Annotated in this window: 13 protein-coding genes; 8 read left to right on the top strand and 5 right to left on the bottom strand. The window is 66.8% G+C overall.

Translation table 11 applies throughout. The annotated features are described in order from the left end of the window. The first annotated feature begins 41 nt into the window (after positions 1-41). The 8 genes from JQT59_RS12980 to JQT59_RS12945 are packed head-to-tail and all read left to right on the top strand — an operon-like array spanning position 42 to position 8,040. Entirely contained in the window at positions 42-1,373 is a 1,332-nt protein-coding gene (locus JQT59_RS12980; RefSeq protein ID WP_213576474.1) for an MFS transporter, read from the top strand. 27 nt (positions 1,374-1,400) lie between these two features. Beyond that, positions 1,401-2,009, top strand: a complete 609-nt coding sequence (locus JQT59_RS12975; protein WP_213576473.1) for an RBBP9/YdeN family alpha/beta hydrolase — start codon at positions 1,401-1,403, stop codon at positions 2,007-2,009. After that, positions 2,006-2,764: a CoA transferase subunit A gene (locus tag JQT59_RS12970; protein ID WP_213576472.1), complete on the top strand. Its 759-nt coding sequence runs from the start codon at positions 2,006-2,008 to the stop codon at positions 2,762-2,764. Before JQT59_RS12975 ends, JQT59_RS12970 begins: the two co-directional genes overlap by 4 nt. Position 2,765: 1 nt before the next feature. Next, entirely contained in the window at positions 2,766-3,413 is a 648-nt protein-coding gene (locus JQT59_RS12965) for a CoA transferase subunit B (protein WP_213576471.1), read from the top strand. 35 nt (positions 3,414-3,448) lie between these two features. Next, entirely contained in the window at positions 3,449-5,020 is a 1,572-nt protein-coding gene (locus JQT59_RS12960) for a long-chain-fatty-acid--CoA ligase (RefSeq protein ID WP_213576470.1), read from the top strand. A 16-nt stretch (positions 5,021-5,036) separates the two neighbouring features. Further along, the gene (locus tag JQT59_RS12955) at positions 5,037-6,734 is read left to right on the top strand and encodes a PHA/PHB synthase family protein (protein WP_213576469.1); all 1,698 of its coding nucleotides are present in this window, start codon (positions 5,037-5,039) and stop codon (positions 6,732-6,734) included. A gap of 26 nt (positions 6,735-6,760) precedes the next feature. Next, positions 6,761-7,219: a MaoC family dehydratase gene (locus JQT59_RS12950; RefSeq protein ID WP_213576468.1), complete on the top strand. Its 459-nt coding sequence runs from the start codon at positions 6,761-6,763 to the stop codon at positions 7,217-7,219. Further along, complete coding sequence (locus tag JQT59_RS12945) at positions 7,210-8,040, top strand: alpha/beta fold hydrolase (RefSeq protein ID WP_213576467.1); 831 nt, start codon at positions 7,210-7,212, stop codon at positions 8,038-8,040. The genes JQT59_RS12950 and JQT59_RS12945 overlap by 10 nt, the downstream gene beginning before the upstream one ends. A gap of 21 nt (positions 8,041-8,061) precedes the next feature. On the opposite strand, the gene JQT59_RS12940 is transcribed toward JQT59_RS12945, so the two are convergent. From JQT59_RS12940 to JQT59_RS12920, 5 genes are all read right to left on the bottom strand, one after another. Then, positions 8,062-9,777, bottom strand: a complete 1,716-nt coding sequence (locus JQT59_RS12940; protein WP_213576466.1) for an alpha/beta hydrolase — start codon at positions 9,775-9,777, stop codon at positions 8,062-8,064. Between the two features lie 151 nt (positions 9,778-9,928). Continuing rightward, on the bottom strand, positions 9,929-10,306 hold the full coding sequence (locus JQT59_RS12935) for an SHOCT domain-containing protein (protein WP_213576465.1): 378 nt from the start codon (positions 10,304-10,306) through the stop codon (positions 9,929-9,931). 30 nt (positions 10,307-10,336) lie between these two features. Beyond that, on the bottom strand, positions 10,337-10,618 hold the full coding sequence (locus JQT59_RS12930) for an SHOCT domain-containing protein (RefSeq protein WP_213576464.1): 282 nt from the start codon (positions 10,616-10,618) through the stop codon (positions 10,337-10,339). Between the two features lie 33 nt (positions 10,619-10,651). Next, the gene (locus tag JQT59_RS12925; protein WP_213576463.1) at positions 10,652-11,104 is read right to left on the bottom strand and encodes a DUF6325 family protein; all 453 of its coding nucleotides are present in this window, start codon (positions 11,102-11,104) and stop codon (positions 10,652-10,654) included. An 80-nt stretch (positions 11,105-11,184) separates the two neighbouring features. Continuing rightward, positions 11,185-13,218, bottom strand: coding sequence for a phage holin family protein (locus JQT59_RS12920; RefSeq protein WP_213576462.1), 2,034 nt, complete (start codon positions 13,216-13,218; stop codon positions 11,185-11,187). Positions 13,219-13,233: the final 15 nt, after the last annotated feature.

Here is a 13,233-nt window from a genome sequence, read left to right as displayed (position 1 = left end):
CCCCAACCCCTATTTCACTCCTGACGGCCATAGGAGGCCTCATGGGACTGCCTGCCACCACAGCCCTGAACACCACCACCCCGAAGACCACCGCCGGGAACACCGCCCCGGCCTCCCGGTCCCGGTTCTATCCGTGGATCGTCTTCGCACTCACCTTCGGTCTGCTGCTGTCGGACTACATGTCCCGTCAGGTCCTCAGTGCCGTCTTCCCGCTCCTCAAAACTGAATGGACGCTGACTGATTCGCAGTTGGCGTCGCTCAGCAGCATCGTCGCACTGATGGTCGGGTTGCTGACGCTCCCGCTGTCGCTGCTGGCCGACCGGTGGGGCCGGGTGAAGAGCCTGGTCCTGATGGCCGTGCTCTGGAGCATCGCCACACTGCTCTGTGCGGTGGCAAGCAGCTACGAGCAGATGCTCGGAGCCCGGTTCCTGGTCGGCGTGGGCGAGGCTGCCTACGGCAGCGTCGGCATCGCCGTGGTCCTCAGCGTGTTCGCCCCTCGGGTGCACTCCACGCTCAGCGGCGCCTTTATGGGCGGCGGATCGTTCGGGTCCGTGATCGGCGTCGCACTCGGTGGCGTGATCGCCGTCAACCTCGGCTGGCGCTGGTCGTTCGCTGCGATGGCCGTCTTCGGGCTCATGCTCGTCGCGCTCTTCCGGGCCGTCGTCTCCGAACGTAAGCTGGCGCAGCATGCGGCCGACGACGACCCGGCCGACGCACCTGGTCCCACCGGTTTCCGAGCTCCGATCTCGAGCCTGTTCACCACTCCCGCCGTCGTATTCGCCTACATCGGTGGCGGTCTCCAGATGTTCACCGCAGGTGTCCTGCTCGCGTGGCTGCCGAGCTTCTTCAATCGGTCCTACGGCCTCGCACTCGACAAGGCCGGTGCGATGGCGTCGATCTTCGTTCTCCTCGTCGGCAGCGGGATGGTGGTGTGCGGCATCATCACCGACCGGGTGAGCCGCAACGACCCTGCTCGGAAATGGACCACCGCGGTGGTCTTCGGAGTGATCTCCCTCGTCTTCCTCAGCGCCGGATTCCAGCTCCCCACGGGGACCCTCCAATTGGTGCTGATCGGCATCGGTGCCTTCTTCTCCGCCGGCTCGTCCGGCCCCATCGCCGCGATGGTCGCGAACCTCACCCACTCGTCGGTGCGCGCCTCGGCCTTCGGCACCCTCACCCTGGCCAACAATCTCCTCGGACTGGCACTGGGACCCTTCGTCGTCGGGGTGCTGGCCGACCGTTTCGGTCTCGTCACCGCCTTGCAGATCGCGCCCCTGATCTACATCGTCGCGATCATTGCCCTCGTCCTCGGCAAGCGCGCCTATCCCGCCGGACGCCGCAAACTCGCCGCCCTTACCGCCATACCCGCCTGATCCACCTCCGAAGAACTGGAGTCGACCGTGACCACCTCCACCTCCACAACACCGACCGTGGTGATCGTGCCCGGACTGCGCGACCACGTCGCCGACCACTGGCAGACGCTGCTCGCCGAGAGACTCGACACAGTGCGGACGGTGCCGCCGCTCGAACGGGACAAGTTCAGCCTCGCGGCCCGGGTCGCCGCCCTCGACACTGTCCTCGCCGAGATCGACGGCTCGGTCGTGCTGGTCGCGCACAGTGCGGGCGCGGTAATCACCGTCCACTGGGCGCAGCGGTGCACCCGCCCGGTTCAGGGCGCCCTTTTGGCCACCCCACCGGACCTCGAGGAACCACTGCCCGCGGGGTATCCCACCCCCGAGGACCTCGAGCAGGGTGGCTGGGAGCCCGTCCCCCGGGGCCGGCTGCCGTTCCCCAGTGTCGTCGCCGCCAGCACCAATGATCCGATGGCCCGATTTCGTCGGGTCGCCGGAATGGCCGAATCGTGGGGCAGCAAACTCGTCGACCTCGGTGCCGTCGGCCACCTCAACCCCGCCGCCGGCTACGGGTACTGGCCGTACGCCGAGGAACTGCTCCGAGACCTCATCGAGAGTACGGTCGTCCCCGGCCTCGCGAATGCAGATGCCCGATGACGCGCAAGGTCTACGGTTCGGCCGCCGACGCCGTCGCGGACATCGGGTCCGGTGCGTCGCTGGCGGTCGGTGGGTTCGGGTTGTGCGGCATCCCCGACGAGCTGATCGCCGCGATCGCCGCCGGTGACGCCACCGACCTGGAGGTGTTCTCCAACAACTGCGGTGTCGACAGTCACGGACTCGGTATCCTGCTCGCCCGCAACCGCATTCGACGCGTCACCGCGTCATACGTCGGGGAGAACAAGGAATTTGCGCGCCAATACCTGTCCGGTGAGCTCGAAGTCGAACTGACGCCGCAGGGAACCCTGGCCGAGAAGCTGCGGGCAGGCGGTGCTGGGATCCCCGCGTTCTTCACCCCTGCCGGGGTCGGAACTCCAGTATCCGACGGCGGGCTGCCGTGGCGGTACGCTGCCGATGGATCGGTGGCAGTCGCGTCTCCGCCGAAGGAGGTCCGCGAGTTCGCCGGCCGCCAGTACGTGCTCGAGGAGTCGATCACGGCCGACTTCGCACTCGTCCACGCCCGCATCGGCGACGCCGAGGGCAACCTCGTCTTCGCCAAAGCAGCGGCCAACTTCAATCCGCTTGCCGCTATGGCCGGCCGCATCTGTATCGCCCAGGTCGAGCAGCTCGTCGAGCCCGGGGTCCTCGACCCGGCGCAGGTGCACCTGCCGGGAATTTTCGTCGACCGGATCGTCCACACCGGGATTCAGGACAAGCAGATCGAGAAGCGCACCGTCGCCGCGAGGAAGGACTGACATGACCACCACCGTCGAGACGATCGGCTGGACACGCGAGGGCATGGCTGCCCGTGCCGCCGAGGAACTGTCGCCGGGCGAGTACGTCAACCTCGGTATCGGGCTACCCACCCTGATCCCGAGCTTCCTCCCCGCCGGGGTCGAGGTGACGCTGCACAGCGAGAACGGGGTCCTCGGCACCGGTCCCTACCCGGAGGAGGACGCCGTCGACGCGGATCTGATCAACGCCGGCAAGGAAACGGTCACCGTCAACGCGGGCGCGTCGTTCTTCGATTCGGCGCTCAGCTTCGGGATGATCCGCGGCGCCCACATCGACACCGCCGTCCTCGGCGGTATGCAGGTGTCCGCGGCCGGCGACCTCGCAAACTGGATGGTTCCCGGGAAGATGGTCAAGGGCATGGGTGGCGCAATGGATCTCGTGCACGGTGCCCGCAAGGTCATCGTGGTCATGGAGCACTGCGACAAGTCCGGTGCCCCGAAGATCGTCGAACGCTGCACCCTGCCGCTCACCGGCCGCCGAGTCGTACACCGGATCATCACCGACCTGGCCGTCATCGACGTCACCGGTTCCGGTCTCGTGTTGCGCGAGTGCGCACCCGGGGTCACCGAAGACCTGGTCCGCACCGCCACCGCTGCTCCCCTGTCGTAGCGATTCTCCCCCGTCCCACCACGAGAAAGTCTCCCGTGCTCAACCTATGCGTACTCCTCGAAGACTCCGCCCGCCGGTTCGGCGACCGTGACGCCCTGATTCTCGGTGACGAGCGGATGACCTACGCCGACCTCGATGCCCGGTCGAATCAGGTCGCGAACCTGCTGGTGGCGGCGGGCATCGAACCCGGCGACACGGTCGCCCTCTCCTGCCCCAACATCCCCCAGTTCCCCGTCGTCTACTACGGGATCCTCAAGGCCGGCGCCGTGGTCGTGCCACTCAACGTGTTGCTCAAGGACCGCGAGATCGCTTACCATCTCGCAGATTCCAAGGCCAAGGCGTACTTCTGCTACGACGGCACCCCCGACCTGCCGATGGGTGAGTACGGGCGCTCGGCGTTCACACAGAGTCCCGACTGCCGCACCATGTTCCGCATCGCCGCCGACCCGACCACCCCCGCCACGATCGACGGTATCGGAACGCTCGCGGATGCCGTCGCCGATCACCCCACCCAGTGCGACACCGTGCCGCGCGAGCCCGTCGACACCGCCGTCATCCTCTACACCAGCGGGACCACCGGAAAGCCGAAGGGCGCCGAGCTCACCCACTCCAACATGGTGCTGAACGCGCTGACCGCCAACCGGCTCTTCGACAGCACACCAGCCACCCACGACCGGTACCTGGTGACGCTGCCGCTGTTCCACTCGTTCGGCCAGACAGTCACCCTCAATGCCGGAATCTCGGTAGGGGCGACCCTCGTGCTGCTACCTCGGTTCGAGGCCGCCGCCGCACTCGACCTCATCGAACGGGAGAACATCACCGTCTTCGCCGGCGTGCCCACGATGTACTGGGGTCTGCTCGGTGCCCTCGACGAACACCCCGCCGACATCGATCGTATCGCCGCCAACATGCGTCTCGCGATCTCCGGCGGCGCCGCACTGCCGGTGGAGATCCTCACCCGGTTCGCCGAACGCTTCGGGGTGCAGATCCTCGAAGGATACGGATTGTCCGAGACGTCGCCGCTCGCGACTTTCAGCGACCCCGGCAGCGAGCCCCGGCCCGGATCGATCGGCGTCCCCGTGTGGGGCATCGAGGCCCGGCTCGTCGACAAGGACTGGAACACCGTCACCGGCGCCGACCGGATCGGCGAGATCGCGTTGCGTGGCCACAACATCATGAAGGGGTACTACAACCGTCCGGACGCCACCGCGGAAGTGCTGCGTGACGGCTGGTTCCGGACCGGTGATCTCGCCCGCGTCGATGACGACGGCTTCTACTACATCGTCGACCGGGCCAAGGACCTGATCGTGCGCGGCGGATTCAACGTGTACCCCCGCGAAATCGAAGAAGTCCTCCTCGGCCACGACGCCATCTCCCTCGCCGCCGTCGTCGGCGTCCCCGACGACAGCCACGGCGAGGAGATCAAGGCGTACGTCATCCTCGAGCCCGGCGCACAGGTCACCGAGGACGAGTTGATCGCCTGGGCCAAGCAGCAGATGGCGAGCTACAAGTACCCGCGCACCGTCGAATTCGTCGCCACCCTTCCGATGACCGCCACCGGCAAGATCCTCAAACGCGAACTCGGCCGCGCCCCGGCCGCACTCTGATACCGAAAGCACCAGCGTGAGCAACACTCCCCTCCCGACCGTCCCCGACGAGCTCACCGCTCCCCTCGACCTTCTCCTCACCAGCGGAACGCGCGGTGTCGCCGCCCGCATGCTCCCCGACAGCTCGTGGACCCGCCTCGGGCGAAGCCTCGCCGGCCGCCCGCGTACTGTCGCCCGGCGCGGCGGAGCCCTCGTCCGCGAACTCGGCGCCATTGCCGCCGGCACCTCGGACCGATCTCCCGCGAAGGCCGACAAGCGCTTCGGCGACGCCGCCTGGCAGCAGAATCCGGCCCTGCGCCGTGCGATGCAGGCGTACCTCGCGACATCGCACACCGCCGCCGCCCTGCTCGACGACGCCGAACTCGACTGGCGTGACCACGAGCGGATGCGGTTCGTTCTCGACAACCTCGTCGAAGGTCTGTCTCCCACCAACAATCCACTTCTCAGCCCGCTGGGCTGGAAGGCAATGGTGGACACCGGCGGTCTCAGTGCGGCACGCGGCGTCCGCGCGCTCGTACGTGACGTGCTGTCGAAACCTCGTGTGCCTGCAATGGTCGAACCCGACGCGTTCGCCGTCGGGGAGGACGTGGCTACAACGAAGGGCGCCGTCGTCCTGCAGACCCGCACCTTCGAACTGATCCACTACACGCCGCAGACGGAAAAGGTGCACGCCACACCGCTGTTGATCGTCCCGCCCGTCATCAACAAGTACTACATCCTCGACATCGCACCGGGCCGCAGCCTGATCGAGTACCTCCTGCAGCAGGGGCAGCAGGTCTTCGCGATCTCCTGGCGCAACCCCCACGCCCGGCACCGGGACTGGGATGCCGACACGTACGGCGCAGCGATCGTGGAGGCGCTCGACACGGCGCAGTGCATCGCCGGGACCGACAGCGCCCACGTTCTGGGCACCTGCTCGGGTGGGATTCTCGCGGCGATGGTCGCCGCGCATCTCACCCAGGTCGGCGAGGGCGACCGCGTCGCCGGCCTCACCCTGGCCGTCACCGTCCTCGACCAGACCCAGGCCGGTACGGCGGCGGCCGTCTTGAGCGAGCGCGCCGCCGCAGCCGCGATCCGCGACTCGGCCGCCAAAGGATATCTCGACGGCCGAACCCTCGCCGAGATGTTCGCCTGGCTGCGTCCGACCGACCTGGTCTGGCGGTACTGGGTGAACAACTACGTGCAGGGCCGGGCTCCCGCCGCCTTCGACGTGCTGTTCTGGAACTCGGACACCACCCGCATGGCGGCGGCACTGCACCGTGATCTCGTCCTGCTCGGACTGCGCAACGCGCTGACGACGCCGGGCGCGGCGACCATGCTCGGCACACCCGTCGACCTGGCCACCGTGACCGCCGACGCGTACGTCGTCGGCGGCTCCGCCGACCACCTCTGCCCGTGGCAGTCCACGTACCGGAGCGCTCGCCTGCTCGGCAGCAAGGACTCCCGGTTCGTGCTGTCGTCGAACGGTCACATCGCCTCGCTCGTGAACCCGCCGGGCAACCCGCGAGCGTCCTTCCGATTCGGGCAGCCCACCCCGGAGACTCCGGACGAGTGGCTGGCCGCGGCGGAGACCGCACCGGACTCGTGGTGGCCCGACTACGCCCGGTGGCTCGCCGAGCGCAGCGGACCCGACATCGACGCCCCCGGCGGCCTCGGCGCCCGGCAGTTCCCCCCGCTCGGGCCCGCCCCCGGCACCTACGTCCACCACAGCTGACCCGCATGACACGTCTGAGGCACACCATGACCATGAACCTGGCCCACCCCACCGATCTCCTCGGTCTGGTCGGACAGACCATCGGAACCACCGGCACGCTGAAAATCGCCCAGGATCAGGTGAATCTGTTCGCCGACGCGACCGGGGACCACCAGTGGATCCACACCGATCCGGAACGCGCTGCCTGTGGTCCCTTCGGCAGCACCATCGCGCACGGCTATCTCACGCTGTCACTGGCCCCGAGTGTCCTCGCCGAAGTTCTCACCGTCGACGGGGTGCACGCCGCCCTCAATTACGGCCTGAACAAAGTGCGGTTCCCGGCGCCGGTGCCCGTCGGTTCGGCGCTGCGCGTCACGGTGTCCGTGGCCGCGGCGCAACGGAAACCGGCTGGTGTCGAGGCGGTCTTCGGATTGACCTACCAGGTCGACGGCGGGACCCGCCCGTTCTGTGTCGCGGACGTCGTGGTCCTCTACACGTGGCCGTGACCGACATATTCTGCAGAAGCGACCGATTCGAGGACAGCGTCGTGACGGTCGGCGGGTGGCGGATCAGGGTACGGGTCCGCCGGGGCACCGGTGTGCCGCTCGTCCTGTGCAACGGGATCGGAGCGAGCCTGGAAGTGCTCGACCCACTGGTCGCCGCGCTCGATCCGTGTACGACGGTCATCCGTTTCGACGTCCCCGGCACCGGCGGTTCACCGGCATCACCTGTGCCGTACGGACTTCCCGCACTCGCGTGCGGTCTCGGCCGGCTTCTCACCAAGATCGGCTGCGGTGTCGTCGACGTTCTCGGCCTGTCCTGGGGTGGCGCGCTCGCCCAGCAGTTCGCCTTGCAGAATCCGCGGCGCTGCCGCCGCCTCGTCCTCGTCGCCACCGGGACCGGTGCCCTGATGGTTCCCGGCCATCCTCGGGTCCTCGCGAAGATGCTGACACCGAGGCGTTTCACCGATACCGGCTACGCGGCGGCCATCGCCGGCGACCTGTACGGCGGCACCGCACGACGGGGCGGTGCCGACATTGCGCGGATTTTTCGGATACAGAACCATTCAGGGTCTCGGATCGGCTACATCCACCAGCTTCTCGCGGGGGCGACGTGGAGCAGCCTTCCGGTGCTGCCCTTTATCCGGCAACAGACACTCATCGTCGCGGGCACCGACGACCCGATCATTCCCGTCCTCAACGCTCGCATCATGGATGCGCTCCTGCCGCACGCGACTGTGCAGGTGCATGCCGGGGGCCACGTCGACATCCTCACCAGGGCAGTCGAACTCGCACCCACTGTGACGTCATTCCTCACGGAACGCTAGCTGGTCGAGCCGGGACTCGGGTCAACCGTCGGCACCCATCTCGGCGAGCTCGGTCCGCAGGCGCTCGTTGTCCGCCGAAGTCCAGCCGTCGGGCGGCAATATCGCACTCCACGCATCGGCGATATCGACGACGTAGGAATGTCCGTGTCCGTCAGGGACGCCTGTGGATACCGCCATGTCCGCGGCGACCTGGAAGAACGTCACGAACGGGAACCACTGCGTGCTGTCGAGAACGTCGTAGCCGCGCTCCTCCTTCAGCCAGTCCGGCTCGCGCAGTAGCAACTCCGGCGACCACCAGACGATCGGGTCCGACGGGTGCTGCAGATAGACCATCCGCGGCTGCCCCCACGGGGCATCGGGACGCGGCAGATCCTCCGCCGCCCGCGCCCCGAAGCGCACGGTCTCTCCTTGCTCGTAGACCGGAAGCCATTCGGGCGAGCCCGGATCGCGGTTCGTGGTGACGTCGGTCCAGATCTCGTTCGCATTCGGCGGTCCCGTGAATAGCACACCGTCGGTGCGGGCCTCTACGTCGTCGACGTTGCCGAATGCGCTTTCGCCACCGAAGGAGCCGAGGCTTTCACCCATCACGACCAGCTTGGGACGGGATTCGACTGGCAACTTCTTCCATTTGTCGTATACGGCGTCGAACAATGCCTCCCCGGCCTGGTGGGCGCGTTCCTTGTCGACGAGGAAGGACAGCCAGCTGGGCAGATACGAGTACTGCAGCCCGACCATCGCGGTGTCACCGTTGTACATGTACTCCAGCGAGGAGACGAGACTCTCGTTGATCCACCCTGTACCGGTTGTGGTGGCTACACCCACCACCGCGCGATCGAACCCGCCGGCACGTTCGAGTTCGTCGGCTGCCACCTGAGCGTTCTCGCGGATCGAATCGCCGCCGCTGGCGAGCCCCGCGTAAGTGCGGATCGGCTCCACCGCGGCTCGACCACCATTGAACGCGGACAGCTCGTCGACGGACGGACCCCGCGAAATGAAGGAGCGGCCCTGTCTCCCCAGCGAGTCCCACGTGACCAGCGACTCCGGTCCACCCGACCGCAACGGTGATGTGGGCGGCTCGTCGCCGGCCTTGGTCTCCTGGTTGACGGCGGCGAACGAGGAGTTGAGGCCCGACATGATCGCACGTACGGCAGCCCCGTTGATCAGTGCGAAAACCAGCGCCACCACCAGTACTCCGATCACGGTCGCCGAGATTCGCCGGGGTACCACACGGCTGATCTTGCGTTCGACCCACCGCACGGCCCTCAGCAGTACCCGCGCTGTGGCTACCAACCCGACGTACACCAGCAACGCCACGACCCCCATGGCGAGATAGCCCCACCACGGGAAGGGCGCGGCGCTCATGATTTCTCGCAGTTGGTCCTGCCAGTTACCGAACCACACCAGCATCACTGCGGTCCCGACGAGACCGATAACCGCCGCCGTCCGGCGAACCATCGTCTTCACAGGGTCCGATGCCTCGCGCCCCACGAGGTAGCGCACGAACTTGGAGCCGAGAAAACCGACGGCGTAACCGATTGCAGCCGACACACCGGTGACCAGTCCCTGGAAGAACGGCCCCCGGGGCAGAAGCGTCGGCGTCAACGACAGCCACACGAACAGCACTGCGATTACCAGTCCGCCGAATGCGTACCTGTCGGGAAGCCAGCGTCGACGCCGGGGCGGCCGGGACGCGCCGGTGTCGCGTCCGGGTGCACTGTCGATCACATCGGTCGCCATGGCTCGTCGCGTCCTCTCCATGACGGGCGGACCCTCGGGTGACCTCGTCCGCTGGTAACCATTCTCCGTCATGCAAGGGTCGGGGCCTATCGAATCGACCGAGAAATCACTATCACGGACATGCCCGTGATACTGGCGCCACCCACCGAATCTACGCCAGTGTCTTCGCCTTGATCGCCTGGAACTCGGCGTCGGTGATCGTCCCGGAGTCGAGCAACGCCTTCGCATCCGCGATCTGCTGGGCAGGAGACTGCCCCGCGACGTCCCGGATGTAGGAATCCTGGGCCTGCTTGACATGCTGGGCAGCGGCCATCGATCGCTTCGCCATGCCGTCACTCCTGACGATCAGGTAGATCAGCGCCGACAGGAAGGGAATGATGAAGAGAAAGAAAATCCAGATCGCCTTCACCCACCCCGAAGTCTCATGGTCGCGGAATAGATCGGTGATGATCGAGAACAGCACCGTCAGGTACGCCGCGAAGGCGAAACAGACGAAGATGAACCAGAAGAATTCCCAAAAGCCTTCCATTTTCGGAGCTCCGTCCACTCACGGTTGCGGTCAGGAGGCCAGGATTTTGGCCTTCTCGGTGTTGAACTCCTCCTCGGTGAGAACTCCCTGATCGCGGAGTTCACCGAGTTGCTTCAGGGCGGCAATGCGATCCATGCCACCGGAGGGCGGTGGGGGCTGGTTCGACGGAGGAAGTGGCGCCGCTTCCTGCTGTGGGGCAGGCTGGTTCGCCGCCCACCGCTGTCCCTGCCGTCGCGATACCCGGTTGGAGACTGTGGTCGCGGTGCCCGCCACGACGGCGGTCCGCGCCATCCCGCGCAAAAGTCCTGGCATGATATTTCCTCAGCTCTTTCAGTATTCGGTGCGTCAGCGTGCGGTGTCGTCGAGCGCGTCGAGCGCTGCCAGAATGCCTTGGACGGGGATGCGCCCGGACGCGACGAGCTGGGCGCCCTCGCGCCGCAGTGCCGAGGCGAACGGTGCGGCCCAGCGATTCTCGTACACCAGGATCGCGCCGGAACAACCTGGCTGTAGTACGGCGGCCGCCTCCTCGAGGTCCGTTGGGTCGACCAGGCCCGTCGCCGCCTCGGCGAACAGCGTCACGTCGACGCCGCCCTCGAATCCGAGATCCTCGATCTCGATACCGGATATCGATCCGTCGGTTTCCTTACGGACGAAGACGAGATCGTACACCCGGATGATGTTTCGCTCGACCAGGTCGATCAGGTGAGGTAGCGCCGATCCGTCGGGTTGCCGATCACTGGGGAACTCCACGACGAGGTAGTCGATGGGCCCGAGTTCGTCGATATCGGTGTCATTCACTGCGAGACCTCTCTTCTGAAGACGGCAGCGACAGCCGCGCGGGGCGTCATCTCAGTATCACCCTGCCGGGGACGGCGGCGCTAGAGCACGGCCTCGCCTGTGAGTGTCTGCTGCCCGCCCTCGAGGGAGAGATCCCGCCATCCGACGAGCACCTTGTGCACGGCCTCGGCGCCGTGCAGCGAGTCGGGCGGTGCGGGCAGGTCTGCTGGATAGATGAGAAACGGAGTGCTTTGCGGTCCTCCCATGCCGCCGTGCGAGCCGACCTGCTCCTCGAACGCCGCGACCTCGTCGGTGTCGGGCCAGTAGGCACCGCCGACCATGATGTCGGCAACGTTGTCGAAGTTGTCGGTGCGGCGCACCTTCTCCAGCGCGTCAGGGCCCATGACCGCGAGCGGGTTCTCCCCTGTGACCTCCCCTGTTGCGACGTCGACCTGACCTCGAGGCCCGAGAACGACGGACCCGCCGGGCGCAGCGACCAGCAGGAAACCGATTCCTGGATGTTCCCGCAGACCGGTGAGCAGGCCGGGGTGGGCGGCTTCGATGGCGTTGACATCGGCTCGTCCGGGCAGGTCCGGGAAGTAGATGAGACCGAGGTTGCCCGAGCCGAGCACGATCGGCTCGCCGGCAGGAGCGTGCGCCTCCTCGCCGGCCGTCGAGGCGTGCACGCTTGCCGCGGCGTAGCCCCGCCCCTCCGCCCCGGGTTGTGCGGAGACGTCGGGTTCGCGCTCGTACCAGTGATGCTTGACCGCGGTCGGTTCTCGCTGCGCACCAAGCCGGATGACTGACTGCCCCAGTGTTTCCCCGTAGCGTTGCAGAAAGGTCGCGCCCTGGCTCTGCCCGTGATCGGACAGCACGACGACGCGGTAGGGCCGGTCGGCCTGTTCCACGACGGCGAGCAGCATCTCGACGATGTCGTCGAGTTTGGACAGCACCGCGAGGGTCTCGGGCCGGGAGATGCCGGAGTGGTGCGATACCTCGTCGTAGCCGATCAGGTCGACGTAGACGACGCTGCGTCCCTTGATCAGATCGCCGACCACTGCGGCGACGGAAACGTCGGTGGCGAGCACGGTAGCGAACGCCCGCACGAACGGATAAACGCCGCCCCGCGGCACCCGCGGTTGAATGTCCTTACGCTTTTGCCGTAGTGCCTGGCGTATTTCCCGTTGCACCTCGCCGAACATTCGTAGCGACGTGCGCAGCGCACTCGCCGGGTCGGCGAAATAGTCGCTGTAGCCGGCACCGCCGCCGAGGCGCGCGCCGCGCATGCGGCTCACGACCAGCACGTTGTCGTTCGCACCGCCGGTGAACAGGTTTCCGCGGCTCGATCCGTCGTGTGCCAGCAGGCCGGGGATGTCGGTTCTTTCGAGTTCGCGCTGCTCGTTGTCGGCCGGATTGCTGAATACCGAAATGTGCCCGGTCGCCTTGTCGTACCAACGAAACGCCGGCACGTTGTGGTTGGAACCGTGCAGCACACCCAGCTGGGTGGCACCCGTCTGACTGCTCCAATCGGTGTGCCAGGGACGCAGCCTGTGCGTGTGGCGCACCAACTTCGCCAGTCCGGGCGTGACGCCATCGGCGATCGCGCGACGCAGCACGTCGTAACCGAGGCCGTCGATCTGGATGCACAACAGCCCCGGGGACGCGTTCCCGAGGACGACGTTGCGCCGCAGCCGAAATCGCTGACGCCGCACCTGCATTACTCGGTACGCGGTATCGGAGCGAGACGCGATCGCACCCGACACTACGGAGGTGAACAACGAGAGCAGCGCTGCGAGGACGAATGCATCGCGCGGTTGGTCCACGACCGCGACCGGTACCAGGTACAGCGCCAACAGCATGATCACGCCGCCGGCGAGGAACACCCCGACGAACAGCAGCACCGGACCGATCCACGACATCAGCCACATCATCACCGGCCACAGGGCGGCACTGAGTACGCCGAACACCAACGCGAGAACCAGCGCAGCCGGCAGGGTCGGTATCGGAGTGAAGCTCGACCCGTCGAGGGAAATCCCGCCGAGGAGGCGGTCGAGCACGATGATCGCGAGCGCTGACGACCCCCAGAGCACGAGGAACTCGACGAACACTCGCACCACACCGCTCACTGTGCGCATCACAGCTCCTTCGTC

The sequence above is a fragment of the Rhodococcus sp. USK13 genome, assembly GCF_018343855.1.
GTDB lineage: Bacteria > Actinomycetota > Actinomycetes > Mycobacteriales > Mycobacteriaceae > Rhodococcus_F > Rhodococcus_F oxybenzonivorans.
The sequence above is the reverse complement of the archived record's forward strand: the minus strand, read 5'-3'. Positions and strand labels throughout refer to the sequence as shown.

What these genes read in the sequence shown, in the direction of transcription:
- JQT59_RS12940 (WP_213576466.1), bottom strand. Translation starts at nt 9,777, where the DNA reads ATGGCGACCGATGTGATCGACAGTGCACCCGGACGCGACACCGGCGCG.
- JQT59_RS12950 (WP_213576468.1), top strand. Translation starts at nt 6,761, where the DNA reads ATGACCATGAACCTGGCCCACCCCACCGATCTCCTCGGTCTGGTCGGA.
- JQT59_RS12930 (WP_213576464.1), bottom strand. Translation starts at nt 10,618, where the DNA reads ATGCCAGGACTTTTGCGCGGGATGGCGCGGACCGCCGTCGTGGCGGGC.
- JQT59_RS12970 (WP_213576472.1), top strand. Translation starts at nt 2,006, where the DNA reads ATGACGCGCAAGGTCTACGGTTCGGCCGCCGACGCCGTCGCGGACATC.
- JQT59_RS12965 (WP_213576471.1), top strand. Translation starts at nt 2,766, where the DNA reads ATGACCACCACCGTCGAGACGATCGGCTGGACACGCGAGGGCATGGCT.
- JQT59_RS12920 (WP_213576462.1), bottom strand. Translation starts at nt 13,218, where the DNA reads ATGCGCACAGTGAGCGGTGTGGTGCGAGTGTTCGTCGAGTTCCTCGTG.
- JQT59_RS12980 (WP_213576474.1), top strand. Translation starts at nt 42, where the DNA reads ATGGGACTGCCTGCCACCACAGCCCTGAACACCACCACCCCGAAGACC.
- JQT59_RS12935 (WP_213576465.1), bottom strand. Translation starts at nt 10,306, where the DNA reads ATGGAAGGCTTTTGGGAATTCTTCTGGTTCATCTTCGTCTGTTTCGCC.